Genomic DNA, 24,658 nt, shown 5'->3' on the forward strand with positions numbered 1-24,658 from the left:
TTGCTCCTTCAGTTTATTGGGCATGGTGGCAGGCCACGGCGTGGTTCTTGCCGAAAAGGGTATAGTCAGGTGCTTTTTCGCGACAGAGATCTGTGGCGAGCGGGCAGCGTGTATGGAACCGGCAGCCGGATGGCGGATTGTGCGGGCTCGGCAGATCGCCCGAAATGGGGGCCGCCTGCTTGCGGCGGGCGGGATCCGGAACGGCGGCGAGAAGCGCGCGGGTATAGGGGTGTTTCGGGGATGCCCAGAGTTCCGATGTGGGCGCGCTTTCAACGATCTTGCCAAGATACATGACCAGCACACGATCGGAGAAATAACGCACCACGGAAAGGTCGTGCGAGACGAAGAGATAGGACAGCGAAAGTCGCCTCTTCATCTCCACCAGGAGATTGAGAATCTGCGCCTGTATCGAAAGATCGAGCGCCGAGACCGGCTCGTCGCAGACGACCAGTTCCGGTTCCAGAACAAGTGCGCGGGCAATGCCGATACGCTGGCGCTGGCCGCCCGAGAATTCATGCGGATAACGGTCGAGTGAATCCGCCGGCAGGCCCACCTGCGCGACGATGGCTTCAACGATCTCCCGCTGGCGCGCCCGGTCTCCTATGCCATGGACCTTCAACGGCCCGGTAAGGATGGTGCGCACCGTCTGGCGGGGATTGAGCGAGGCAAAAGGATCCTGAAAGATCATCTGGATGCGGCGGCGAATGCCGCGCAGTTCGGACGATGTCATTGCGGTCACATCCGCACCCTTGAAGGTGATCCTGCCGGAAGACGGTTCGACCAGTCGCATCAGGGACTTGCCGAGCGAAGACTTGCCGCAACCGGATTCGCCCACCAGGGCAACGGTTTCACCCGCCTCGATATCGAGCGACACGTCATCGACGGCGCGCACCGTGCCGCGTCCGCCCGTATAATGGGTGGAAAGACTATGCACCGACAAGAGCGCCATTGGGTATCTCCTGAGATGTTGGAGCAACGAAGGGGCAGGCGGCGTAACGGCCGTCTGAAATCTGCCTCAGCGGTGGTACATACTGCCCGCAGAAGCCGCGGGCGCTCGGACAGCGCGGCCGGAAGGCGCAACCGCGTTCCCCCGTGGCGGAAACGATGGAGCCGGGAATCTCGATGAGCGGTCCGTCGCGATAATGCTGGCCGTCTTCGGCGCGCGGCGAGGCGGCAAGCAGGCCGCGCGTATAGGGGTGGTAGGGAGTGGAGAAAACCGGTTCCGGCAGCCCTTCCTCCACCTTGCGTCCGGCATACATCACCATCACCCGGTCCGCCCATTGCGCCACGATGCCGAGATCGTGGGTGATGAGGATGACGGCCATGTTGAGATCACGGCGCAGATTGTCGAGCAGCTGGAGTATCTGCGCCTGTATCGTCACGTCGAGCGCCGTCGTTGCCTCGTCGGCGATCAGCAGTTTCGGATTACAGGCAACGCCGATGGCGATCATCACGCGCTGACGCATACCGCCGGACAGCTGGTGCGGATAATCATCCACTCTACGGCTGGCATCGGGAATATTGACGAGGTCTAGGAGCTCAATGGCCCGTTTGCGGGCCTGATGTCGATCGATCTTCTCATGGATGCGCAGCACCTCGATGATCTGTTCGCCAACGGTCAGAACCGGGTTCAGCGAGGTCATAGGCTCCTGAAAGATCATGCCGATATCGCGACCGCGAATGCCGCGCCATTGTTTTTCCGAAAGCGGCAGCAGATCGCGCCCTTCGAGCAGAACCCGCCCGCCCGTCTTGGCGTGGGAGGGCAGGAGGCCGATCAGGCCGAGCGCCGTCAGGGATTTGCCCGAGCCGCTCTCGCCGACGATCGCGAGCATTTCACCGGGGCTGACATCGAAACTGACGCCTTTGACGGGCTGGGCAGAGCCGAAGCTGACGGAGAGGTCATGGACTTCAATCAGTTTGCTCATCGGCGTTCCTCCGAAAAACGGGGGTTGAGCGCATCGTTGAGGCCATCGCTGATGAGGTTCAGCGAAATGACGGTGAAGACGATGGCGAGGCCGGGAAGGGCGGTCAGATACCAGGCGGTGCGGATGACATCGCGGCCGGATCCGATCATCGAACCCCAGGAAACGCGGTTGGGGTCGCCAAGGCCCATGAAGGAAAGTGCTGCTTCCATGAGGATTGCGCCCGCCACCATGACCGAGGAGGTGACGATGATCGGCGGCAGCGCGTTGGGCAGGATTTCCTGAAACACGATGCGCGCATGGCCGTAACCGAGGCTGCGCGCGGCAAGCACGTAGTCCTTCTCGCGGATGGCGCGGAATTCGGCGCGGGTGAGGCGTGCCACCAGTGGCCAGGTGATGATGCCGATCGCCGAGGTGACCGTAGTGACTGAAGGCTGGGCGATGGCGACGAGCACGACCAGCAGCACAAAGTTGGGCAAGGTCTGGAAGATTTCGATCAGCTTGACGAGGATATCGTCAATGATGCCGCCGAAATAACCGGCGAAAGCGCCAACGGCGATGCCGATGGTGAGCCCGATCAGTGTCGCCACGACACCGACGGTGAGTGAGATGCGCGCACCATGCACGATGCCCGCCAGAACATCCCGGCCCATGGAATCTGTGCCAAGCGGATAGGCCGCGTTCTGGCCGGGCCACAGGAACGGGCGGGCCACCATTTCCAGGGGATCGCCGGGATAGATCAAGGGGGCGATCAGCGCGGTAACGATGACGGTCGCGAGAAACAGCAGCCCCACGATGGCGTTGGGATTGGTGAGGAAGATTTTCAGTTCCCGCCGCAGGCCGCGCCGGGGCACGGAAACGGAACGGGCCGAGAGCGCATCCGGCGCATGGATATAGGGCCAGGTCTTTTCTTCGGGCTTCTTCGGTTTGGGGCTGGTTTCTTCAGCGCCGAGTTCGGCCGTGTCGAGAACCGCTGATGTATGGGAGGAATTCATCGGCTTTCTCCAATGCGGGGGTCAAGCCATGCCTGCAACAGGTCCACGGCTGCATTGACGATGATAACGACGAGGGAGGAGAGAAGCAGAATGCCGAGCAGAACGCTGAAATCCCGCGCCATGACGGCTTCGAAAGCAAGGCGGCCAAGGCCGGGCCAGCTGAATACGGTTTCGACCACGACAGCACCACCAAGCAGGCCGCCAATATGCATGCCGGCCATGGTTGTGATGGGGATCAGCGCATTGCGCAGAATGTGGCGTGTGGTCAGCCTGATCGGTGAAACGCCCTTGGCACGAGCGGTGCGCACATAGTCCTGCGACTTCACCTCGAGCATCGCCGCGCGGGTGAGGCGGGCATAGATCGCCAGAAAATAAAGTGCCAGCGACAGGGCGGGGAGGACAATATAGCGGAGCCGGTCCAGCAGGGCGGAAAACCCGGTGAGGCTGCTGCCAATGGTGCTGTCGCCGCCCGAGGGAAGCCAGCCGAGCTTCACCGAAAAGGTAAGGATCAGCATCAACCCGATCCAGAAACCGGGTACGGAATAAAAGATCAGCGAGCCGATGGAAATGATCCGATCCGGCAGCTTGCCGGAAAAAAGCGCCATGATGGAGCCGAGAAACACGCCGACGAAAATCGCAATGCCGAGCGCCGCGCCCATCAAGGCAAGCGTGCCCGGCAGGCGCTGACCGATGAGATCAGCCACCGGCATGCCGTAGCGCGGCGAAAATCCGAGGCTGAACTGGGCGAGATTGCCGAGATAATTCATCAGCTGGTGCAGGACCGGCAGGTCCAGCCCGAAACGATTGCGGATTTCCGCCATGGTTTCGACGGTCGCCGAACCCGCTTCCGCAGCCAGCACATCTGCGGCATCGCCCGGCGCTAACTGCAGCAGGAAGAAGTTCAGAATGACGATACCGAGAACCGTCGGGACGGCCTGAATGGCCACCCGTTTCGCCTGCGATAAAATCCTTTTCGAATTTGACATCGGCTCCAGTCCGCAATCGTTAAAACATAAATCCGCCGGTGAAGGCACAGACATTAGTTGACTAATTTTATGGAATTTGTCAAAGAGTAATAGAATTATTTTCTGAAATTTACGGAAAATAGCGCCATAAAGAAAAGATAATTCCCATTATTGAGAATGGTTGGTTCACTATCCCAATCTCGTTCTCGTCCGAGGAACAAACTTCTTCCCAAGCGCAAGAGTTCAGTTTCGCCGGTTTTTTGCCGGTTCAATCAAGGAGAGGGTATCGCATGACTGTTTTCAACCAGACGACGCGGCGGGGATTTCTGCTGGCGTCGGTCGCCCTTGGCGTGGTGTCTTTGCCTGGGCTGAAGCTTCGCGCGGCAGAGCCTGCCAGTGGCGGAACAGCCACGTTGCTTATCTCGTCGGAACCGCCGGTGCTGACGACGATTGCGCACACGGCCTATAATTCCGTCTATATATCACCGAAGGTCACCGAGGGTCTGCTGACCTATGATTTCGATCTCAATCCCAAGCCGCTGCTGGCAAAATCATGGGATGTGAGCGCGGATGGCCTGCGTTACACCTTCAAGCTGAGACCCGGCGTTAAATGGCATGACGGCAAGCCCTTCACATCCGCCGATGTGGCGTTCTCCATCAACGCCATCAAGGAAGTGCATCCGCGCGGCCGCAACACATTCCTCAATCTGACTGCCGTCGAGACGCCGGACGAGCTGACGGCGGTGCTGGTGCTTTCCAAGCCCGCGCCCTACCTCATTACGGCGCTCGCCGCCGCTGAAACGCCGATCGTGCCGAAACACCTCTATGAAGGGACGAAAGTGACCGAAAACCCGGTCAATCTCGCACCCGTTGGCACCGGCCCGTTCAAGTTCAAGGAATGGGTACGCGGCAGCCATATCGTTTTCGAGCGCAATGCCGATTATTGGGATGCGCCGCGCCCCTATCTCGACAAGCTCATCGTTCGCTTCATTCCTGATGCTTCCGCCCGCGCGATTGCCATTGAAACCGGCGAAATCGATCTCGCGCCCAGCACGCCGGTTGCCTATAGCGATCTCGATCGTTTGAAGGAGCTTCCGAGCCTCGGCTTCGAGACCAATGGCTATCAATATACCAACTCGATCAGCCGCGTGGAGTTCAACCTTGAAAAGGATGTCTTTAAGGATGTCCGTGTCCGCCGCGCCTTCGCGCATGTCATCGACCGCAACGTCATCTTCAACACCGTCAACTATGGTTACGGCGCGACGATCACCGGGCCAATCAATCCGAAGCTCACGAAATGGTTCGTGGATGATCTGAAGACCTATCCGATCGATCTGAAGGCCGCCGAAGCGCTGCTCGATGAGGCCGGATACAAGCGCGGTGCCGATGGCATCCGTTTCAAGCTCAATCTGGATTACGTGCCGAGCACCGAGGCCTATCCCCGCGGCGCAGATTATATTCGCCAAGCGCTGGCGAAAGTCGGCGTTGATGTGACGGTGCGCACGCAGGACTTCGCCACCTACACCAAGCGTATCTACACGGATCGCGACTTCGATTTTGCCTATGAGGGCATGAGCAATCTCTTTGATCCGACCGTGGGTGTGCAGCGGCTTTATTGGTCGAAGAACTTCAAGAAGGGCGTGCCTTTCTCCAATGGCGCGGCTTACAGCAATCCCAAGGTGGATGCACTTCTTGAAGCGGCCGCCATCGAGATCGATCCCGACAAGCGCGTTGCGCAATGGAAGGAGATCCAGCAGATCCTCGTCGAGGACGTGCCGGCCATCGACATCGTCGCAGCACCTGAAATCACCATCTACAACAAACGTATCGCCGATCACACCATCGGTGCCGAAGGTGTGGCGGGAAGCCTCGCCTTCGCGCATATCGCCGCATCCTGATCGTCTCACCAGACCCGGCTCGCCCTTGCGGCGGGCCGGGATGTCTCCCTTCAGCCGACGGGCGCCGCAGCTTCGCTTTCCGGTGCCATCGTTTCATTGAGGCCATTCCATGAGCACGTCACTTTCTGAAATCTGGTACACACGCTGCCCGGTGCCCACGCCAGTGGGGCTCGCGGCGCAGCTGGGTTATCTCGAGCAGACCTTCAAAGAGGCCGGCATAGCGCTGAAATCCATCATCGACTCACCTGACCGCTCCGTTCGCCAGAGCCATTTCAACCACACGCTGGAATGGTCGTTCCGCCATGGCGGCAATGTGCCGCCCATCCGTGCCCGCTCGGAAGGGCGCAATACGCGTCTCATCGGGGTGACGTGGACGGATGAGTTTCAGGCGATCATTACCCTGCCGGAAACCGGTATCCGTTCGCTTGCCGATCTCGTCGGTCGCCGTTTCGGCGTGCCGCGCCGGCCGGAGGGCATCGTCGATTTCATGCGGGCGACGGCGCTGAAGGGCATCGTTTCGGCGCTCTCGCTGGAAGGGCTGAAGGTCGGGGATATCGAACTCACAGATATTGTCATCAAGGATTCGGTGCTCGCCTCGCAGGAGGGGCCGTCGCTGTTCGGCCTGAAGCGCCGGCAATCTTTCGGCGAAGAGATCATCGCGCTCCTGCGGGGCGAGGTCGATGCGATTTTTGTCAAGGGAACGGCTGGCATCGCCGCCGCGAACCTGATCGGTGCGGTGCAGGTTGCGGAGTTCGGTTTTCACTCCGATCCGAAGATACGCATCAATTCCGGTTCACCCCGGGTGTTGACGGTGGATGGGCGGCTTGCCGATGAGCGTCCCGATCTGGTCGAGCGGCTGGTTGCCGCCATCGGCAAAGCCTCGCTCTGGGCGGAGCAGCACCCCGAGGAGACGCGTCGTTTCATCGCGCGTGAGGCTGGCGCGACGGAAGAACAGGTTCTGGCCGCCAACGGCGCGGAGGTTCACCGCCATCTTGGCCTTGGCCTCGATGCCGAGCTTGTCGGTGCCGTGGGCCATTACAAGGACTTCCTGCACCAGTGGGGCTTTCTCGAAAACGACTTCAATCTTGAGGACTGGATCGATGATCGTTTCGTTACGGCGAATGAAAGGGCGGTGGCATGAGCGCCGCACTTTCCGCCGTTCCGAAGGCGCCGGCGCAGCGAGGCGATCCCGTGGCACTGGCAACCGCGCTTGCCGAAGATTTCAGCCTGACGGCTGCGGACCATGACAAAAGCGGTGAATTCGCTGCGGGTAATTTCGAGGCGCTTTTCAAATCAGGCCTGCTCGGTCTTGTCACGGCTGAGAAGGATGGCGGCTGGGGCGAGGGCATGGAAACGACCCATGCCGTCATCACAACCATCGCCAAGGGCGATCCATCGACCGCTCTCATCCTCGCCATGCATTATAGCGTCCATGCCGCGATCCGGCGCGGCAAGTGGCCGGCGGCACTGGCCGCAAGGGTGCTGGCCGCCAATGGCCGGGAATTGGCACTCCTCAACAACGCGCAGGCAGAGCCGGGTGTCGGTTCGCCGGCCCATGGCGGCCTGCCGGAAACAACGGCGCGAATTGAGGGCGATGTCTGGGTGGTCAATGGCCGCAAGAGCTTCGTGACTGGCCTGCCGGGCCTGAAATGGGCGATCGTGCTTGCCGTGACGACGGAAGAGACGCCGCGCCTCATCCAGCTTCTGGTTCCTCTCGACGCGACTGGAATCACCCAGGAAAAGGCATGGGAAGCGACCGGCATGTATGCCACCGCCAGTCATGATCTGGTGTTGGAGGACGTCAGGGTGCCACTTGCCGATATCGTGGCCGAGCAACCGGCGGATGAGCCGCTGCGGCGCGATGAAGTGGACGGTTACAATTTCTTCGTGCTGCTGGCTTCCGTCTATCACGGCGTCGCGCTCTCGGCGCGGGACGATCTGCTGCGCCATCTTAATGGCCATGTTCCGGCGAGTCTCGGGGCACCGCTGTCCTCCATCCCCCGCATTCAGGAAGGTCTCGGTCAGATCGAAGTATTGCTGGCGGCGAACAGACGCCTGCTTGCCTCCGTCGCCCGGGATATCGATGTGGGGGAGAGAGTGGGAACCGATGCACTGGCCGTTCGCCATGTCGTGATTGACAATGCGGTGGCGGTGACGGATCTGGCTCTGGAACTGGGCGGCAATCGCGGCCTGCGCCGGGACTACCATCTTGAGCGCCATCACCGCGATGCCATCACGGCACGGGCGCATGCGCCGCAGAGCCATATGATCCGTACGATCCTTGGCCGCCAGAGCATCAAGGCAGCCGGTGGCTGACCGGAGAAGGCATTGGGCGGTCCTGTTTCAGCAGGGTCGCCCGGCAGCGTCACCGCATCAATCCCGCAGCAGCGGCAGCAGCCTGTCGCCCTGCCGCTCAATTTCTTTCAGATAGGGCGTATCGGACAGCACGAAATGGGTGATCCCCAACGCACGATACTTCTTGAGCGACGTTGCGACATCTTCCGCTGATCCTACAAGCCACGTCGTACCGGCGCCGCCGCCACCAAATTTGCCCGGAGCGGTGTAAAGATTGTCGTCCAGCACGTCGCTCTGCCGGTGCAAGTCCAGAAGGCGGCGCTGGCCGACTGCGACTGCCTGAAGATGGTCGTTCCAGCGCACGCCATTGTTTGCGGCCATCTCGGCAACCTTTGCTTCCGCATCGCGCCACGCCTCGGCGGTCGTTTCGCGCACCAGCGTGGTGATCCGCAGGCCGAATTGCAGCGGCGGCAGATCGCGGCCGAGCGTTTCACTGAGGTACCTGAGCCGTTCTATCCGCTCACGCACACCGGCGAGCGGCTCTCCCCAGAAAAGCTGCACGTCGGCCTCGGTTGCGGCAACCTGCTCGGCTGCTTCGGAAGCGCCGCCGAAATAGAGTTTGGGATGCGGCCTGCCTTCGCGCGGCGCGATGCGCGGCAGGACAGTGGAGTTCTTCACCCGGAAATGCTCACCTTCGAATGAGACGTTTTCCTCCGTCCAGAGCCGCCGCACCAGCCGCATGAATTCTTTCGTGCGGGCATAACGCTGCGCCTGATCGCCTTCTTCGTCGCCATAGGCCGCAAGCTCATCCCTGCCGGAGACGATATTGATCCTGACCCTGCCACCCGAAAGCTGGTCGAGGGTGGCGGCTGCCGATGCGAGGTTGGCCGGTTTCCAGTAGCCGGGGCGGATGGCGATCAGCGGTTCGAATGTGGTGGTGCGCGCAGTAAGCGCCGCCGCCACCGTGAAAGTGTCGGGTCTTCCCCAACCCGTGCCGACCAGCGCGCCTTTCCAGCCATGGGTTTCAAGCGCCCTGGCATGGCCCGTCAACGTGTCGAGACTGTTGTGATTATCGCTGACGGCATCGCCACGGTGACCGGGTTTGACGTCATTGGGGATGTACCAGAGAAATTCGCTCGTGCTGCTCACATTATCCGCCTGAATTTTCGTTCGTGGTGCGGCGGAGCGGCTCTGCCAAAGCCCGGCCTCTGCCACTTGGGCTACGGGAAGCGCAAGCCTACCCACGTGCGAGAATGGCAAAGCGGCGACGGCCCGGCGAAGCAGCGACGTTTCTTTTGTTGTCCGGCAGAGGAAAAGCTTTCCGTCTGGAAAGCCTAAATTGCACATATTTTCTATATAAAAAATCTGAGCAAATGATTTCCTCTTACGGACATTATCTTGGGGACCGAGAACGTATTTTCTGAACTATCGGATTTGTCTGGATCGTTTTTCCTCGTGCATCCAAAAGGTGAGCAAGGCGATAGTCGACTGGAATCATAAAATTCACCATGCTTGGTGCACTCGCACACAACCTACGGAGCAGGCATGTGTACCACCTTGATTGTTCCTGGCCTGAATGGTTCGGATGAAGGGCACTGGCAGCGACATTGGTTGCTGGATGATCCCGATGCCCAACTGGTTGATCAGGACAATTGGCAATGCCCGGTTCTCGACGACTGGCTTGACCGTCTGGAGGCAGCGCTGGCGACCGTCGAAAGTGCTTATGTCGTCGCCCACAGCCTCGGTTGCCTGTTGGTGGCGAATATGGCGTCTCGACCCTCCGCCGCAAAGATCAGGGGCGCGCTTCTGGTTGCACCCGCTCATCTCGACCGCGTGGAGGCGATGCATCCCTGTATTGTGCGGTTCGGCGCATTTCCGCAGCAGCCGCTTGCTTTTCCGAGCCTCGTCGTGGGCAGTATGAACGATCCCTACATGGATGCCGAAGAGCTCTCGCGCAGTGCCAGCCTGTGGGGGAGCGATCTCATCAATCTCGGCGCCGTCGGGCATATCAATATTGCCAGCGGCTACGGACGATGGCCCGAGGGTTATGCTCTGCTCGAACGGCTGAAGATGGGTAACGCACCCGCAAAGGCGAGGACCCGATCGAGGTCGAACACACTGACTGCGCTCAGTGATGCGTATTTTTGAAGAGAAGAGTGGTCGTTTGCGGTTCATGTCCTGCCATTGGCCGTCGGAAACGGATTTTTTCCGTCACGCTGCAAGCTTGGTCGACATTTGCCGATGATCCTCTAATTATAGAATAGTAATTTTATCGAAAATATTGACGATTTTGGATGATCGCCTGAGGATGGAGTGAGTAGAGCAAAGGAGGCGCACATGCCACAGGGACTTCATGCGTTTACTTTCGATCTGTTCGGTTTGACCCGGCGTCAGCCGCGTGACGAGGAACAGGTCAGCCTTCATCCCTTGGACCATTCCGGACGTATCAGGCGAGAAAAAAGCGATCTCGAACTCGAGCGGGAAGAAATCTGCGAAATGAATTTTGCAATGCTTGGCCTTTACCCGGTCTTCTGACGGCTATTGGCGAAGGCTTCGTTTCGCTTCGCAAGGCGGGTTATCCGGGAGAGAAACTCTCCATGCCGAATGGAAATTGGAACAAAATTTCTTAAACGCGCCGGGGAATTGGCTACCCTTTATGATCAAACGCATTGCCCGAAGGGCGGATTGCAAAGGACCAGCCGATGAGCACAGCCGACAAACCCCTCGATTTTCTTTGGTTCATTCCCTCGTCGGGCGACGGTAGTTATCTGGGCTCCGACGATCTCGCGCGTCCTGCCGATCCCGGCTATTTTCGCGAAATCGCGCAGGCTGCCGATCGGCTGGGTTATTCCGGCGTGCTCATTCCAACCGGCGTCGCCTGCGAGGAATCCTTTATTCTCGCGGCCAATCTTGCGGCTTATACCGAGAAGCTGAAATTCCTCGTTGCCATCCGTCCGGGCGTTGCGTCACCCGCCTATTATGCCCGGCTGGCCTCCACGCTTGATCGTGTTTCCCATGGACGGCTGCTTCTCAACATTGTGGTTGGCGGCAGCGCGCAGGAACTGGGCGGCGACGGCATTTTCCTGCCGCATGACGAACGTTACGACCATGCCGACGAGTTCTTCCAGGTTTTCAATTCACTGATCGAAACCGGCAAGGGGAGCCTGGACGGCAAATATATCAAGGCGGTGGACGCAAGGCTCGGCCTGCCGCCGGTTCAGGAGCCGCGCCCGCCGCTTTATTTCGGCGGCTCTTCCGATGCCGGCATCGAGTTTTCGGCTGGTATCACCGACAAATATCTCACCTGGGGCGAGCCGCCGGCACAGGTCGCTGAAAAAATCGCCAAGGTACGTGCGGCCGCCGCCAAAAAGGGCCGCGAGGTAACCTTCGGCATTCGCCTGCATTTCATCGTGCGTGAAACCGACGAGGAGGCCTGGGCCGATGCCGACAGGCTGATTTCGAAGCTCTCCGACGAGACCATTGCGTCTGCTCAGGAAGTATTCTCCAAAGCGTCGGATTCCGTCGGGCAAGCGCGGATGCAGGCGTTGCACAACGGCCGACGCGACCGGCTCGAGGTTTCCCCGAACCTGTGGGCGGGCATCGGGCTCGTCCGTTCGGGCGCCGGCACGGCGCTGGTCGGTTCGCCGAAGACGGTTGCGGCGAGACTGCGGGAATATCAGGCGCTCGGCATCGATACCGTCATTGCGTCCGGTTATCCTCATCTCGAGGAAGCCTATCGCGTTTCCGAACTGTTGTTCCCGGAAATCGGGCTCGGCGGACCGCGCGATCAGATCCGCTCGTCATTCGGAACAAAGCAGGTCTTTGGCGGCGGTGGCCATGGCGGCAACGTCAAGCTTGTATCCGGGTCCTGAATGGCCTGCGAAAGGCAGGCCATTCTTCTTCCGCCTCGTATCCTGCGGCAGGCTGCAACGGCGCAGAAGCATATAAAACATTATTTCTATAGAATTTTGTCATTATGGAAAAAGGTGCCTGTTTCCCACCCCATCGCCGCTGTTAGCTATTGAACAAATCAGCTTTTTCAGGAGCCACCGATGACATTGCAATATGCGGCCAAGGATCAACAATTCATCAATCTCCGTGACCCCGTTGCCGGCAAGGCTCCGGATGCCGACAGCCTCAAGGCGGCGCTGAGAACACTGGGCGGCGGCGTCAGCGTGATCACGGCGGGGGAAGGGGAGGCCCGAACGGGTGCGACCGTAACCTCGGCCACGGCGCTGTCGGTCGATCCCCCCAGAATTCTTGTCGCGCTCAATCGCTCCTCGTCCACATGGCCGGTCGTGCAGCGTTTCGGTCATCTCGCCGTGAACATCATCGGCCCCAACCATCAGTTCATCGCCAACCAGTTCGCCGGCATCGGCGGCCTGAAGGGTGCGGATCGTTATCGCGGTGCTGAATGGACCCGGCTGGCGAGCGGCGCGCCCATCCTCGAGGATGCTGTCGCGGCGATCGACTGCACCATTGAGGAAGCGATCGAACGGCATAGCCATGTCATCGTGATCGGCAAGGTGGAGGCGATCCGCGTCGGCTCCGGCTACTCGCTGGTCTATCAGAACGGGCGTTATCATTCGCTGGGTTAAGCGTCGGCCGCCGGCGCGTTACTTTGTCATTGTTTGAGGGAGTTGAGCATGGGATCCGTCACGCCTCTCGGCGAAAGACTTCGTTTCGTTCCTCCACGCCTTGGCGCGGATATCGATGTGCTGACCGTCGCACGGGCAATCGCCGCGAACTGCGGGGTTGAAAGTCCAGGACACATCCACGCTCGCATTGCCCGTTCCGGCCTTCTCGCTCTTTCCGTTCCAACGGAGCTCGGTGGAGCGGATATCACCAATGACATTCTGTCACAGGCGCTTGCCATTATATCAGCAGCCGATGCCGAGGCGGCGCAGGGCCTCGTTGAACATTTCACTGCCCTTGAGTTCATCAGGAATGCGGGCAGCGAAGAGCAGCGCAGGGCGCTTTTCGCCCGTCTCGATCTTGGCGAGACATTCGGACTGGCAACGTCTGCCGCGAATCTGGACCAAGCGGTTACGGTGACGGAAGACGACTATGCCCTGCGGCTTCCCGACGACGTTGTTGGGTCGGTGAGGGGCGACGCGGACTGGATCGTCGTGCCAGCGGTCAATACGTCCGGGCAGCCCTTGCTTATCGTCTTGCGCAATCGCCCCAATACGTCGTGGGAGGGTCTGTTGCGTGCCGATCAGGTTGTGTTCCTGGCTCAGGGCGCCGGAAATCTGGCCACTTCCGTTTCAACACTTTTGAGGGCCGCAGTGGCGTTGGGACAAAAGCAGGGTGAGCTTTCGTCCCTGCTGATCGACAGGCTGGCGGATAAGAGTGCGGCGCGACCCGTCATAGGGGAAGTATTTCTCGCCATCGAACTCCTGAGGGCGCAGATAGCAAGCCTTGCGGCCAATATCGATGCGGCACAGGTTGGTGCAGAAAACGTCACCTTTCGCTCGGTTCGCAACAATGCCATCACGCTTGAAATCCTGATGGCGCGCCTCGGTCTTGTCGAAGGCGTCAGCGAAGACGGATTGATCGCTTCGCTGGAGGACGATCTGCGCAGGCAATGAGTAGATCGCGAATGACCGACCGTTCGAAATCTATTGACCGGCCGGAATGGCGTGGGCGTGCTGCCCGTCCTTCTCCACGAATTGCGCAAGCGTCATATTGTCCAGAATCGTTGCGATGGCGTCACGCACGTCCGTCATCGAAAGTCTGACCTGACAGGTCTCCGGATCATCGCAGTCGTCACAGGCTTCAAAGGCTGTGCGACTTGCGCAGCGGATGGGCGCCAGAGGACCGTCCAGCGTGCGGATAACCTGGCCGATCATGATTTCCGACGGCATTTTCGACAGTGAATAACCGCCATTGGGCCCCTTCTTGGAGCGCAGGATTCCGCTATTGCGCAGTTCCAGAAGAATGGTGTCGAGAAATTTTTTCGGGATGTTGTTACGGCTCGCAATCTCTGTCACGAAGGCGGTTTCGCCCTGGGGCAACCGCGCCAGATCGACAAGTGCCTTTAGTCCGTATTTGCCTTTTTTGGTCAACATCACATGATCCGAAAGAGAGACGGCACATTTTACAGCGCCTCGCCATATTATTCCTGAGTTACTAAGTAGTTTTTACCGAATTTCGGCGCAAGCCCGTTTCGCCTTCGTTTGGTGCTGAAAGCGGCCAATTGCCACGTTATTTTGAGGTGACCTCCGCGTTGCGGATGCCTCCCGCCTGCGCCGGCTTTCCGAGACACCACTGAAAACAATATTTTCTCTCATCGCGCCGCAACGTGGAACGATCATCCTTTATTAGTATATAAAATCCGTAGACAAAGTATGCATCAAAGACACGCGAGGTGATGATGTATACGCTCAGTTTGCTGGACAAGAGCCCTGTTCCAACGGGTGAGGACGCGGCGAGTGCATTCCGCGACACGATCAATCTCGCCAGACGTGCCGAAGAGCTGGGCTACCGCCGTTTCTGGGTGGCCGAGCATCACAATTCGCCGGAACTAGCCGGGTCCGCGCCGGAAGCGCTGGTTGCGTGGATATTGGCGAAGACCTCCCACATCCGCGTCGGCTCAGGCGGTGTCATGCTGCAGCACTACAGCCCTTACAAGGTTGCCGAGGTTTTCAACGTTCTGTCGTCGCTCGCTCCTGGCCGGGTTGATCTCGGCATCGGTAAGACACCGGGCGGGCTGCCGCTCGCGACGTCAGCCTTGCAGCAGGCCTATGATCCTGCCCGCAAACCGGATTTTGAAGCGGCCTTCGGCGAGCTTACCACATTCCTGTCCGGCGCGGCGCCGCACGAACACGCGCAGGCCGGATTGCGGGCAACTCCCGTACCGCCGGTCGCTGCGGAACGATTCCTGCTCGGCGCCAGCCCGGAAAGCGCAAGGCTTGCCGCTTCACGCGGGTGGAATTTCGTTTTTGCCGGCCATCTCAATGGCGACGTGGAGGTTCTCCGCCGCAGCCTTTCGGCTTTCCGTGAAGAAAGCGGCGGCGTCGCCCCGGTCCTTGCCCTGTCAGCGTTTGCTGCCAGCGACCCCGCTCATGCCGCGCGGCAGGTCGAAGGTCAGCGCATTTACCGGGTGTTCCTCAGTGATGGCAGGGCCTTCAATCTGGGCCGGCGTGAACAGGCGGAGGAATTTGCCCGCCAGTCCGGCGATGCTGATTACCGCATCGAGGAGCGCAAGCCCAATGTCCTGCATGGCGGGCCGGAGGATATTCACAAGGCGCTTCGCGCGCTTTCCGAAGAGCACGGCATCGAGGAATTCATCATCGAGCCGCCGCATGTCGGGGCCGATCAGCGGCTTGCCTCGATCGAACTCTTGGCCACGCACCGCCTTTCCCGGGCGGCGTGATTTAGTCCTCAGGAGGAAATGACATGACGAGAAAGAAAATCCGTTTCGGCATCATGCTTCAGGGCCCCGGCGGGCATATGAACGCCTGGCGGCATCCCAAAAGCCCAGTTGACGCCAGCGTCAATTTCGAGTTTTTCAGGAAGAATGCGTTGAAGGCGGAGGCGGCCGGTATCGCCTTCGCTTTCGTGGCGGACGGGCTTTACATCAACGAAAAGTCGATCCCTCATTTCCTCAACCGGTTCGAGCCGCTGACGATCCTTTCAGCGCTGGCCGCGGTGACCTCGAAGATCGGTCTCGCCGGAACCGTTTCGACCTCCTATAGCGACCCCTTCACCATCGCCCGCCAGTTTGCTTCGCTCGATCTCCTGAGCGGTGGCCGCGCCGGATGGAATGCGGTGACGACACCTCTCGAAGGCACGGCGAAGAACTACAGCCGCAATCATCCTGAACATGCGCTGCGTTATGAGATTGCCGACGAATATCTCGAAGTCATCAAGGGTCTGTGGGACAGCTGGGACGATGATGCCTTTGTGCGCAACCGTGAGACGGGACAATTTTTCGACCGCACCAAACTTCACACCCTCGGCCATAAGGGCCGCTTTTTCCAGGTGGAAGGCCCCTTGAACATCCAGCGTTCGCCGCAGGGGCAGCCGGTAGTGTTTCAGGCCGGCTCATCCGATGCCGGCATCGGTCTTGCGGGCAAACACGCTGATGCGGTCTTCACCAATTCCGCTTCACTTGAGGAAAACCAGACCTTCCTGAAGCGAGTCAAGCAGAGTGCCGTCGCGCAGGGCAGGTCCGCTGCCGATGTGAAGATCTTCCCAGGCATCGGTCCGATTGTCGGCGAGACCCAGGAAGAAGCGGAGGCGAAATACGACGTCATCCGCAACCTCATCACAATCGAGGAGGCGCTCGCCTATCTCGGCCGCTTCTTCGATCATCATGATTTCAGCGTCTATCCGCTGGATGAGCCTTTCCCTGACCTGGGCGATATCGGCAAGAACAGTTTCCGTTCAACGACCGACCGCATCAAGCGTCGCGCCAAGGAAAAGAACCAGACGCTGCGCGAGGCTGCACTGGAGGCGGCGACCCCGCGTGAAGGCTTCATCGGCACACCGGACAAGGTGGCTGACGAAATCATCCGCTGGGTGGAGCACGACGCTGCGGACGGCTTCATTCTCGGTTTTCCCGTGATCGCCGAAGGGCTGGATGATTTTATCCGCCTTGTCATTCCTGTGCTGCAGCGGCGGGGTTATTTCGATCCGCATCTGGACGGGGCGACGCTGCGCGACCATCTCGGGCTGCCTTTCCGGGAAAGCGTCTACACCCGCGGCGAAAGCGGTTCGGACAAGGCCATCGCATAAGATCGCGGCCGGAGGGCGACCCGGCCGGCGCAGACTTTCAGGACGCGGCGCTTAAAAGGGTCGTGCAGGAGATAGAACCATGAACATCCACATTGACGGCGCGCGTCCGCAGGACGACGCCGAACGGGGAATCCTTGCCTTCATCGAGGAGAGCATTGCCATCCGGCACGATCTCCACCGGCATCCGGAGCTCTCGCTGAAGGAGAAACGCACGGCCGCTCTCATCGCCCGTTATCTTCTGTCCTTCGGATATGAGGTGACGGAGGGCGTCGGCGGCCATGGCGTTGTGGCGACCCTCAAGCGCGGCCATGGCGAAAAACGCCTCGGTATTCGCGCCGATATCGACGCGCTGCCCATTGCCGAGGAAACCGGCCTTGCCTATGCCAGCGACACGCCGGGTGTCATGCATGCCTGCGGTCACGACGGCCATACGACCATCCTGCTCGCAGCAGCCCGTTATCTTGCCGAGACCTCGAGTTTTTCCGGCACGTTGACACTGATCTTCCAGCCCGCCGAGGAAATCGGCGCCGGCGCGAGGGCGATGATAAAGGACCGGCTGTTCGAACGCTTTCCGGTCGACGCCGTCTTTGGCCTGCATAACTGGCCAGGTGTCGAGGCGGGCCAGTTCGGTTTCGTTGAAGGTCCTGCAATGGCCTCCGTCGACAAGGCGAAGGTGCGGATTGTCGGCAGGGGCGGACACGGGGCAGCGCCGCACGAAACGGTCGACCCGGTTCTCGCCTCGGCAAGCTTCGTCACCGCGCTGCAAAGCATCGTTTCACGCAATGTCGATCCGCGCGAGATGGCGGTGCTGACGGTTGGCTCCATTCATGGCGGGACGGCTTCGAATGTCATTCCCGAGAGCGTCGAACTGCAGATCACTGCGCGCGCCTTCTCGCCGGTCGTGCGCGACAGGCTGGAGGAGCGGCTTCCGGCGCTGGCAAAGGCGCAGGCGGAAAGCTTTGGCGCAAAGGCCAAGGTTGCTTATGCACGGGGTTTTCCGCCCGTCATCAATCATGCCGTGCAGACGGCTTTCGCCCAAGATGTCGCCAGACGGCACTTCCCGCCAGGACAGATCGCCGAGAGCTTTCAGCCGAGAACGGCGAGCGAGGATTTCGCCTTCATGCTGCAGGAGCGGCCTGGTTCCTATCTCTTCGTCGGCAATGGCGACAGCGCGCCGCTGCACAGCCCTCACTATGATTTCAACGATACGATCATCGCGCCTGCGGCGCGCTTCTGGGTGCGTCTGGCGGAAGACTACCTCTCCTGACGCAAAATTTGGGACAAGGACATGAGCGACAGTTTTTTCTACACATCGGTCAAGGATCCGCTCGCGACGCCGCTTCTTGAGGAGTTGCTGTTCGAATATGACAGCCGCTACGGCACATTTTTCAATGCGGAAGGGGCCAAGGCGGAGCTCAGCAAATATCCGCCTGAGGCCTTCAGCCCGCCATCTGGCAACTTCCTGCTGCTCCTGCGTGACGGCAAGGCGATCGCCGGTGGGGCTTTCATGCGCTACGACGACGAGACGGCAGAATTCAAGCGCGTCTGGACACACTCCGCCCATCGCAGGCAGGGGCTCGCGAAACTTGTGCTGCGTGAACTGGAGCTGCAGGCGATCCGTCAGGGCTACGCCCGCGTTTATCTGACCACCGGCTTCCGTCAGCCAGAAGCGGTCGGTCTTTATCTGACCAACGGCTACCGCGCCCTGTTCGACACCGCGGCCGATCCCGAGACGATCAAGTCCCTGCCTTTTGAAAAATGGCTGTCTGAAGCTTCTGCGCCCATCAGGGATGGCGCATCGCTTTCGGCCGCGCGGCCGCAACTCTCTCCAGTTCATCCGTGAAAGGCCTTTTCCGATGACGATAGCTTCCGATTTTCCGAATGTCTCGGTGAGTGAACACAAGGGCGAGCCGGTCAGGGACGGTTACGCGCATTTCCGCGTCGTTCCTGCCCGCTATCCACTGCGTACGGCGGGCACCGTTCTTGCGGTTCTCATCATCGCGGCCGTCCTGCATTCCGTCTTCGGTAACCCACGCTGGGGCTGGAATGTATTTGCGGAATGGTTTTTCGCCGAACCGGTGCTTGTGGGGCTAGGCCGGACGCTGCTGCTGACGGCGCTTGGGGCTTTTCTGGGTTTCGTGCTCGGCACCGTTCTCGCCCTTGCCCGCGTTTCGGGGTCTCCCCTGCTTGTCGCGATCTCCTGGACCTATATCTGGATATTCCGTTCCATTCCGCTGATTGTGCTGCTGCTGATCCTCAATAATCTCGGTTATCTCTACGAGACCGTCACGATCGGCGTTCCCTATACCGGTATCAACTTCTTCAGCTGGAACACGACGCAGCTCATGACGCCCTTTGCGGCTGCGGTGCTCGGACTGACGCTACATGCTGCGGCTTTCTCATCGGAGATCGTGCGCGGCGGCATCCTATCAGTCGAACAAGGTCAGCTCGAGGCGGCGGCCTCGCTTGGCCTGCCGCGCCGCCGGCAGTTTTCGCGCATCGTGCTACCGCAGGCGATGAGAACCATTCTGCCCAATGGTTTCAACGAGATCATTCTCCTCGCAAAGGGAACGTCGCAGGTCTATATCCTCGCGCTGCCCGAGCTATTCTATACGATCCAGATCATCTATCGCCGCAATCTGGAAGTGATCCCGCTGCTGATGGTTGCCACCGTCTGGTATCTGGTGATCCTGACCGCGCTTTCCATCGTCCAGCATCACATTGAGCGGCACTTTTCGCGTGGCGCGCTGCGCAACCCTCCGCCCTCACTATTTGCAACGCTCTACCGCACAATCCGGCCGCGCCGGCCCTTGCCTGAAGCGGTGGAGGCACCAGCGCCTGCGGACGCTAGAGCCGAACGGCCGGCCGCCGTCAGGACCGGTAGTTTCCAACTCGGAAATCGCGGTGGTTCGGTCAATATTCACGGTGTTTCGAAGTCTTTCGGCTCGCTGAAAGTCCTTGATGATGTCACCGTTTCCATTCCGGCGGGCAGTGTCACCACCATTCTCGGCCAGTCCGGGTCCGGCAAGTCTACCCTGCTGCGCTCCATCAATCACCTGGAACGCGTGGATGATGGCTTCATTGCCATCGACGGGGAACTGGTCGGATATCGCCAGCAAGGCGACACGCTCTACGAGCTGAAGGAGCGGGAGATCCTCAAGCGACGCGTTGAAGTGGGTATGGTTTTTCAGAGCTTCAACCTCTTCCCCCATCTTACCGCACTGGAAAATATAGCCGAAGCGCCGGTCGTGGTTCGCGGCATCAAGAAGGAGCAGGCCGAGGCGGAGGCAAGGGATCTTCTGGCTCGCGTCGGTCTTGCCGAAAAGTCCGGAGCCTATCCGCGTCAGCTTTCGGGCGGCCAGCAGCAGCGCGTGGCGATTGCGCGGGCGCTTGCCCTGCGGCCAAAGGTGCTGTTGTTCGATGAGCCGACCTCGGCGCTTGATCCCGAACTCGTCAACGAGGTGCTTGACGTCATCAAGGAACTGTCCCGGTCCGGCGTCACCCTCATCATCGTCACGCACGAGATCGGTTTTGCCCGTGAAGTTTCCGACAGGGTGATCTTCATGGAGCAGGGGCGAATTCTCGAAACGGGCACGCCTGACAAGGTGTTCAATAATCCCGAGCATCCGCGCACAGCCGAATTCCTCGCCAAAGTTCTCTAATCAACAACAAGGAAACACTCACATGGCTTTTTCATCGAAATTATTATCCCTGCTCGCCGGTGGTCTTTTCACGGCCACTGCCGCGCTCATCCCGGCAGCGCATGCGCAGGAGGTTGACCTGTCGCCGGAGCAGAAGGGTCGCGTTCGCGCAGAAAAGGTGGAGGAGGCGATCAAGCTTCTGCCTGCCGGCCACAAGTTCGTTGCCGATGGAAAGCTGACGGTTGCGACCGTACCTTTCCGGTTGCCGCTGGTGGATTATGCGAGCGACACGAAGACGCCGATCGGCGTGGAGCCGGATATTGCCCAGCTCGTCGCCGACAGCCTTGGACTTGAACTTCAGCTTGTCCCCATCGCCTGGGCTGACTGGCCGCTCGGTCTCACATCAGGCAAATATGACGCCGTGACGTCTAATATAACGGTGACGGAGGCCCGCAAGGAAAAGTTCGATTTCTCCAGCTATCGCAATGACCTGCTGGGCTTTTACGTGGGCAACAACAGCAAGGTCACGTCAATCGGCAAGCCCGAGGATGTTGCCGGGCTGAAGGTGATTGTCGGCGCGGCCACCAATCAGGAGCAGATACTCTTGAAGTGGATCAAGGACAACAAAGCCAAGGGTCTGGCCGACACCGAGGTACAATATTACGACGACCAGGCGGTGCTTGATGTCGCTCTGCAATCCGGCCGCGCGGATGCCTATCTTGGCCCCAATGCCACCTCTGCCTTCCAGGCGGCAAGTCAGAAGAAGACGAAGCTCATCGGCACCTTCTCCGGCGGCTGGCCCGAAGCGGCGGAAATCGCCGTCGCTTCGAAAAAGGACGCCGGTATTGCCGAAGCCATCACTGCCGCACTGAATGCCCAGATCAAGAACGGCAACTACGGCAAGGTTCTCGCCCGCTGGAATCTGGGCTCGGAGGCCATCACCGAATCCCGCACAAACCCGCCCGGTCTGCCCAAGAGCTGAGAAGGCATATCGCTGACAGCCAAGTTGCCGAAAAAGCTGAGTTGAAGGTGGGACATCACTCAGCCGGTAGCGCGGGCCTCCTCCCGCCCGCGCTACCTCCGTCCCGCGATCAATATCGGGAAACACCAATGACTTTCACCTTTCGCCTGACGTCCGTCACGCTCGGCGCCTTTCTTTCCTTTGCCGGCTTCGCGTCTGCTTTCGCAGATGATGTCTTCGATCTGTCGCCGGATCAGCCTGGGCGTGTCAGGGTCGAGAAGGATGCCGGCGCCATTGCCGCCATCCCGAAGGATTTCCGGTTCGTCTCACCAGGCAAATTCACCGTGGCCGTTTCACCGGGCGGCCCGCCGCTGGCCACTTACGCAACCGACGCGAAGACTGTCGTAGGGGCCGATCCCGATTATGCGCTCGCCGTTGCCGACAGTCTCGGGCTTGAGCTGGAACTGGTGGCGGTCGCCTGGGCGGACTGGCCGCTGGGGCTCGCGTCGGGCAAATACGATGCGGTGATCTCGAATGTAGGTGTCACGGAGCAGCGCAAGGAAAAGTTCGACTTCTCCACCTACCGGCAGGGTCTCCACGGCTTCTTCGTCAAGTCCGACAGTGGCATAAGCGCTATCAGGGAGCCGAAGGATGCGGCGGGGCTGCGTATCATCGTCGGCGCCGGCACCAATCAGGAGCGTATCCTGCTGAAATGGAGCGACGAGAACGTTGCCGCCGGTTTGAAGCCGATCGAGCTGCAATATTACGACGATGAAGCAACGCGGCTTGTAGCCCTTTCGGCAGGGCGGGCGGATGTAATCGTTCAGCCGCATGCCCAGCTGGTTTTCATCGCAGCGCGAGACAAGACAATCAAGCGTGTCGGGACCCTTTCCGCCGGATGGCCGGAACGTTCCGACGTTGCAATCACCACCCGCAAGGGTTCGGGACTGGCCGATGCATTGACACTCGCCACCAACGATCTGATCAAGAGTGGTGCCTATGCAAAAATTCTCGACCGCTGGCAACTTTCCGAAGAGGCGCTGCCGGAATCGCGGACCAATCCTCCGGGACTGCCGAAAAGCTGACCTGCAGATGAGATGCGGCGGACTGCAATACCCGCTGGGTCAGCCCCGCGGGTATTTGTCCGTCAGAAATCCGCGACCTTGCCCCAGGCCGAGCTGTTAAAACGGCTGGGATGATAAGGCGCGGGATCGACGCTCGGGCTGGCGCCAGTGACGATATCGGCAATGAGGTGGCCCGCTCCCGGACCTATGCCGAAACCATGGCCGCTGAAGCCCGCGGCGAGGATGAAGCCGGGCAATTCGCTGGTTTCACCAATGGCGGGTACGCCATCCGGCGTGCTGTCGATAAAGCCGGCCCATGTGGTCGAAACCTGCGTTTTGCGTAGAGCAGGCAGGAGCTGCAAAGCTCTTTCATGGGTTTCGCGGATCGCTGCCGCATTCGGTTTCGGATCCAGAATGCGAACCCGTTCCATGGGGGTCGGCGCATCGAGCTGCCAGTTTTTCAGTGACTCATGGCCGCCGCGAACGCCTTCCAGGCCGCCCGGCCTGAGACTGCGCCAGCGCTTGAGGAACATCGGCACGAACTCACGCGCAAACCGCGCCTGCTGCGCCGTCGGGTCAATGCGTCCAAGCCCGCTGATGGCGAGCGTATAGCCCCCATTATTCCGCTTCGTTACCGAGACGGCGGCAGTGTGCAGCGCATCCGGCAGACCTTCCGCGCCGGGCGTAACGGCGAGAATAGAGGACCGAACCGAAGCCTGCGGAAAACGGATGCCCAGCTGGCGGCAGAATGAAGAGGCCCAGGCGCCGCCAGACATGATCGCCGTTTTCGTGCGGATGGTTCCTTTTTCGGTAACGACGGCGCTGACGCGACCATTTTCCGTCTCAAGGCCCCGCGCGGCGCAGTTCTGATGCACCGTGCCGCCCAGCTTCATGATGGCACGCGCTACGGCGGGGGCCGCCATGGAAGGATCGGCTGTCCCGTCGGTCGGTGAAAAAACGCCCCCCCTCCAGCGTTTTCCGGTCGCATGCCCACGCTCGCTTGCTTCATCTGCGCTCAACATATGGGTCGTCACGCCGCCAGTAAGGGCAAAGTCGCGCCAGCGCGCCCATCCAGCAAGCTCGGCCTCGTTGTCGCTCAGGTAAAGCAGCCCGCAGCGGCGAAAGCCGGTGTTCTCGCCGCTTTCGGCCGCAAATCGTTCCCAGAGCGTAAGGCTCTGCGTCGAAATCGGCAATTCCCTTGCGTCGCGGTTCTGCTGCCGGCACCAGCCCCAGTTCCGGCTGGATTGCTCGGCGCCGATAAGACCTTTTTCGACAAGGGCGACTTTTAGGCCGCGCTGCGCGAGGTAATAAGCAGCGAATACGCCGACGATGCCGCCGCCGATGATGACGGCGTCAGCCGCTTTCGGCAGGTCCGGCGATGTCGTTATCTGTTGCAGCGGGGCGGGCATGGTCTGGCTCCTTATAGTCGTCCTAATTTACCTTGGCTGGCGCGCAAACGTTGCCAGACTGGGCTCTCTGCCGGAATTTCCTGCTGTTCGCAGACCTCTCTGCAACTCTTTCTGCTGAATGAAAAAAACATCGTTGCGTCGACAGCGCGCGTCCATGTGGTAAGATTTCAATTGCCGCGCCAGAATTTTATGCCGCGTGTCTGAAAAAACAAAAGGGGTTCCGCACGTGATGAAACTTGACCGGATCGATATCAAGATTCTCTATGAACTTCAGAAAAACGGTCGCATCACCAATGTCGAGCTGGCGGAACTTGTCAATCTTTCGCCAAGCCCCTGCCTGATGCGGGTGAAGAAGCTCCAGTCGGAAGGTTATATCGAGGGGTATTCGGCGCAGATCAACATCAACAAACTCGGCCAGACGCTGACGGTCTTCACCGAGATCACACTCAAGAATCATCGCCAGATCGATTTCGCCCGCTTCCTCGGGGTCGTCGAAAAAATCGACCAGGTGGTGGAATGCCATCTCGTTTCCGGCGGTTACGACTACCTCCTGAAATTCGTCACGTCGGGCATTGTCGAATATCAGTCGATCATGGAAAGGCTGACCGATATGGACGTGGGCATCGACAAATATTTCAGCTTCGTGGTGCTGAAATCGCCGATTATCAAATCGCATATGCCGCTGACCAGCCTGTTTCCGCTTTGAAGTGAGCGGGAGTGCATCTGACGTCCGCAGAACCGATGGGTTTGACAGGGGGTTGCACTT

The 24,658-nt window shown here is 59.8% G+C and carries 23 protein-coding genes; 16 read left to right on the top strand and 7 right to left on the bottom strand.

Features of this window, described 5'->3' with window-relative positions; translation table 11 throughout:
- Window positions 1-13: 13 nt before the first annotated feature.
- The 4 genes from WA845_RS10940 to WA845_RS10955 are packed head-to-tail and all read right to left on the bottom strand — an operon-like array spanning window position 14 to window position 3,903.
- The gene (locus WA845_RS10940; RefSeq protein ID WP_064263469.1) at window positions 14-949 is read right to left on the bottom strand and encodes an ABC transporter ATP-binding protein; all 936 of its coding nucleotides are present in this window, start codon (window positions 947-949) and stop codon (window positions 14-16) included.
- Complete coding sequence (locus WA845_RS10945; RefSeq protein ID WP_004445479.1) at window positions 927-1,925, bottom strand: ABC transporter ATP-binding protein; 999 nt, start codon at window positions 1,923-1,925, stop codon at window positions 927-929. Before WA845_RS10945 ends, WA845_RS10940 begins: the two co-directional genes overlap by 23 nt.
- Entirely contained in the window at window positions 1,922-2,917 is a 996-nt protein-coding gene (locus WA845_RS10950; protein WP_004445477.1) for an ABC transporter permease, read from the bottom strand. Before WA845_RS10950 ends, WA845_RS10945 begins: the two co-directional genes overlap by 4 nt.
- A complete protein-coding gene (locus tag WA845_RS10955) occupies window positions 2,914-3,903 on the bottom strand; it encodes an ABC transporter permease (RefSeq protein ID WP_004445474.1) in 990 nt (329 codons plus the stop codon). Before WA845_RS10955 ends, WA845_RS10950 begins: the two co-directional genes overlap by 4 nt.
- 269 nt (window positions 3,904-4,172) lie before the next feature.
- On the opposite strand from WA845_RS10955, the gene WA845_RS10960 reads away from it, so the two are divergent.
- From WA845_RS10960 to WA845_RS10970, 3 genes are all read left to right on the top strand, one after another.
- Window positions 4,173-5,780: an ABC transporter substrate-binding protein gene (locus tag WA845_RS10960; protein ID WP_037091315.1), complete on the top strand. Its 1,608-nt coding sequence runs from the start codon at window positions 4,173-4,175 to the stop codon at window positions 5,778-5,780.
- A gap of 109 nt (window positions 5,781-5,889) precedes the next feature.
- Window positions 5,890-6,921 carry an ABC transporter substrate-binding protein gene (locus tag WA845_RS10965; protein WP_337322323.1) on the top strand — a complete coding sequence of 344 codons (1,032 nt, stop codon included), beginning with the start codon at window positions 5,890-5,892 and terminating at the stop codon, window positions 6,919-6,921.
- Window positions 6,918-8,096 (top strand): acyl-CoA dehydrogenase family protein, encoded by a 1,179-nt coding sequence (locus WA845_RS10970; RefSeq protein ID WP_337322324.1) that lies wholly within the window; start codon window positions 6,918-6,920, stop codon window positions 8,094-8,096. Before WA845_RS10965 ends, WA845_RS10970 begins: the two co-directional genes overlap by 4 nt.
- Before the next feature lie 57 nt (window positions 8,097-8,153).
- On the opposite strand, the gene WA845_RS10975 is transcribed toward WA845_RS10970, so the two are convergent.
- Complete coding sequence (locus WA845_RS10975; protein WP_006698430.1) at window positions 8,154-9,224, bottom strand: LLM class flavin-dependent oxidoreductase; 1,071 nt, start codon at window positions 9,222-9,224, stop codon at window positions 8,154-8,156.
- A gap of 396 nt (window positions 9,225-9,620) precedes the next feature.
- On the opposite strand from WA845_RS10975, the gene WA845_RS10980 reads away from it, so the two are divergent.
- The 5 genes from WA845_RS10980 (at window position 9,621) to WA845_RS11000 (ending at window position 13,666) form a co-directional block, all read left to right on the top strand.
- Window positions 9,621-10,223: an alpha/beta hydrolase gene (locus tag WA845_RS10980; RefSeq protein WP_006698429.1), complete on the top strand. Its 603-nt coding sequence runs from the start codon at window positions 9,621-9,623 to the stop codon at window positions 10,221-10,223.
- A 189-nt stretch (window positions 10,224-10,412) separates the two neighbouring features.
- Window positions 10,413-10,610 (top strand): hypothetical protein, encoded by a 198-nt coding sequence (locus WA845_RS10985; protein ID WP_004445462.1) that lies wholly within the window; start codon window positions 10,413-10,415, stop codon window positions 10,608-10,610.
- Window positions 10,611-10,777: 167 nt separating this feature from the next.
- Window positions 10,778-11,947 (top strand): FMNH2-dependent alkanesulfonate monooxygenase, encoded by a 1,170-nt coding sequence (gene ssuD, locus WA845_RS10990; protein ID WP_006698427.1) that lies wholly within the window; start codon window positions 10,778-10,780, stop codon window positions 11,945-11,947.
- A gap of 180 nt (window positions 11,948-12,127) precedes the next feature.
- Complete coding sequence (locus tag WA845_RS10995; protein ID WP_004445459.1) at window positions 12,128-12,673, top strand: flavin reductase family protein; 546 nt, start codon at window positions 12,128-12,130, stop codon at window positions 12,671-12,673.
- Window positions 12,674-12,721: 48 nt separating this feature from the next.
- Window positions 12,722-13,666 (top strand): acyl-CoA dehydrogenase family protein, encoded by a 945-nt coding sequence (locus WA845_RS11000; RefSeq protein WP_112553702.1) that lies wholly within the window; start codon window positions 12,722-12,724, stop codon window positions 13,664-13,666.
- Window positions 13,667-13,696: 30 nt separating this feature from the next.
- Here WA845_RS11000 and WA845_RS11005 read toward each other — a convergent pair whose 3' ends face one another.
- On the bottom strand, window positions 13,697-14,146 hold the full coding sequence (locus WA845_RS11005) for an RrF2 family transcriptional regulator (protein ID WP_337322325.1): 450 nt from the start codon (window positions 14,144-14,146) through the stop codon (window positions 13,697-13,699).
- A 302-nt stretch (window positions 14,147-14,448) separates the two neighbouring features.
- On the opposite strand from WA845_RS11005, the gene WA845_RS11010 reads away from it, so the two are divergent.
- The 7 genes from WA845_RS11010 to WA845_RS11040 all read left to right on the top strand — a co-directional run bounded on the left by WA845_RS11010 (window position 14,449) and on the right by WA845_RS11040 (window position 22,504).
- The gene (locus WA845_RS11010; protein ID WP_035206909.1) at window positions 14,449-15,453 is read left to right on the top strand and encodes an LLM class flavin-dependent oxidoreductase; all 1,005 of its coding nucleotides are present in this window, start codon (window positions 14,449-14,451) and stop codon (window positions 15,451-15,453) included.
- 23 nt (window positions 15,454-15,476) lie between these two features.
- The gene (locus tag WA845_RS11015; protein ID WP_004445454.1) at window positions 15,477-16,817 is read left to right on the top strand and encodes an LLM class flavin-dependent oxidoreductase; all 1,341 of its coding nucleotides are present in this window, start codon (window positions 15,477-15,479) and stop codon (window positions 16,815-16,817) included.
- Between the two features lie 79 nt (window positions 16,818-16,896).
- A complete protein-coding gene (locus tag WA845_RS11020; protein ID WP_112553704.1) occupies window positions 16,897-18,084 on the top strand; it encodes an amidohydrolase in 1,188 nt (395 codons plus the stop codon).
- Window positions 18,085-18,105: 21 nt separating this feature from the next.
- Window positions 18,106-18,660, top strand: a complete 555-nt coding sequence (locus WA845_RS11025) for a GNAT family N-acetyltransferase (RefSeq protein ID WP_112553706.1) — start codon at window positions 18,106-18,108, stop codon at window positions 18,658-18,660.
- A gap of 13 nt (window positions 18,661-18,673) precedes the next feature.
- Window positions 18,674-20,479, top strand: a complete 1,806-nt coding sequence (locus tag WA845_RS11030; RefSeq protein WP_077985899.1) for an amino acid ABC transporter permease/ATP-binding protein — start codon at window positions 18,674-18,676, stop codon at window positions 20,477-20,479.
- Between the two features lie 22 nt (window positions 20,480-20,501).
- Complete coding sequence (locus WA845_RS11035) at window positions 20,502-21,440, top strand: transporter substrate-binding domain-containing protein (RefSeq protein ID WP_112553709.1); 939 nt, start codon at window positions 20,502-20,504, stop codon at window positions 21,438-21,440.
- Window positions 21,441-21,568: 128 nt separating this feature from the next.
- Window positions 21,569-22,504 carry an ABC transporter substrate-binding protein gene (locus tag WA845_RS11040; protein WP_004445449.1) on the top strand — a complete coding sequence of 312 codons (936 nt, stop codon included), beginning with the start codon at window positions 21,569-21,571 and terminating at the stop codon, window positions 22,502-22,504.
- Between the two features lie 62 nt (window positions 22,505-22,566).
- On the opposite strand, the gene WA845_RS11045 is transcribed toward WA845_RS11040, so the two are convergent.
- On the bottom strand, window positions 22,567-23,892 hold the full coding sequence (locus tag WA845_RS11045; protein WP_112553711.1) for an FAD-dependent oxidoreductase: 1,326 nt from the start codon (window positions 23,890-23,892) through the stop codon (window positions 22,567-22,569).
- A gap of 229 nt (window positions 23,893-24,121) precedes the next feature.
- Between WA845_RS11045 and WA845_RS11050 the strand changes: the two genes are divergently transcribed.
- Window positions 24,122-24,598, top strand: a complete 477-nt coding sequence (locus WA845_RS11050) for an Lrp/AsnC family transcriptional regulator (RefSeq protein WP_004445447.1) — start codon at window positions 24,122-24,124, stop codon at window positions 24,596-24,598.
- Window positions 24,599-24,658 lie beyond the last annotated feature (60 nt).

The organism is Agrobacterium sp. CMT1, from assembly GCF_037203725.1.
Taxonomy (GTDB): Bacteria; Pseudomonadota; Alphaproteobacteria; order Rhizobiales; family Rhizobiaceae; genus Agrobacterium; species Agrobacterium pusense.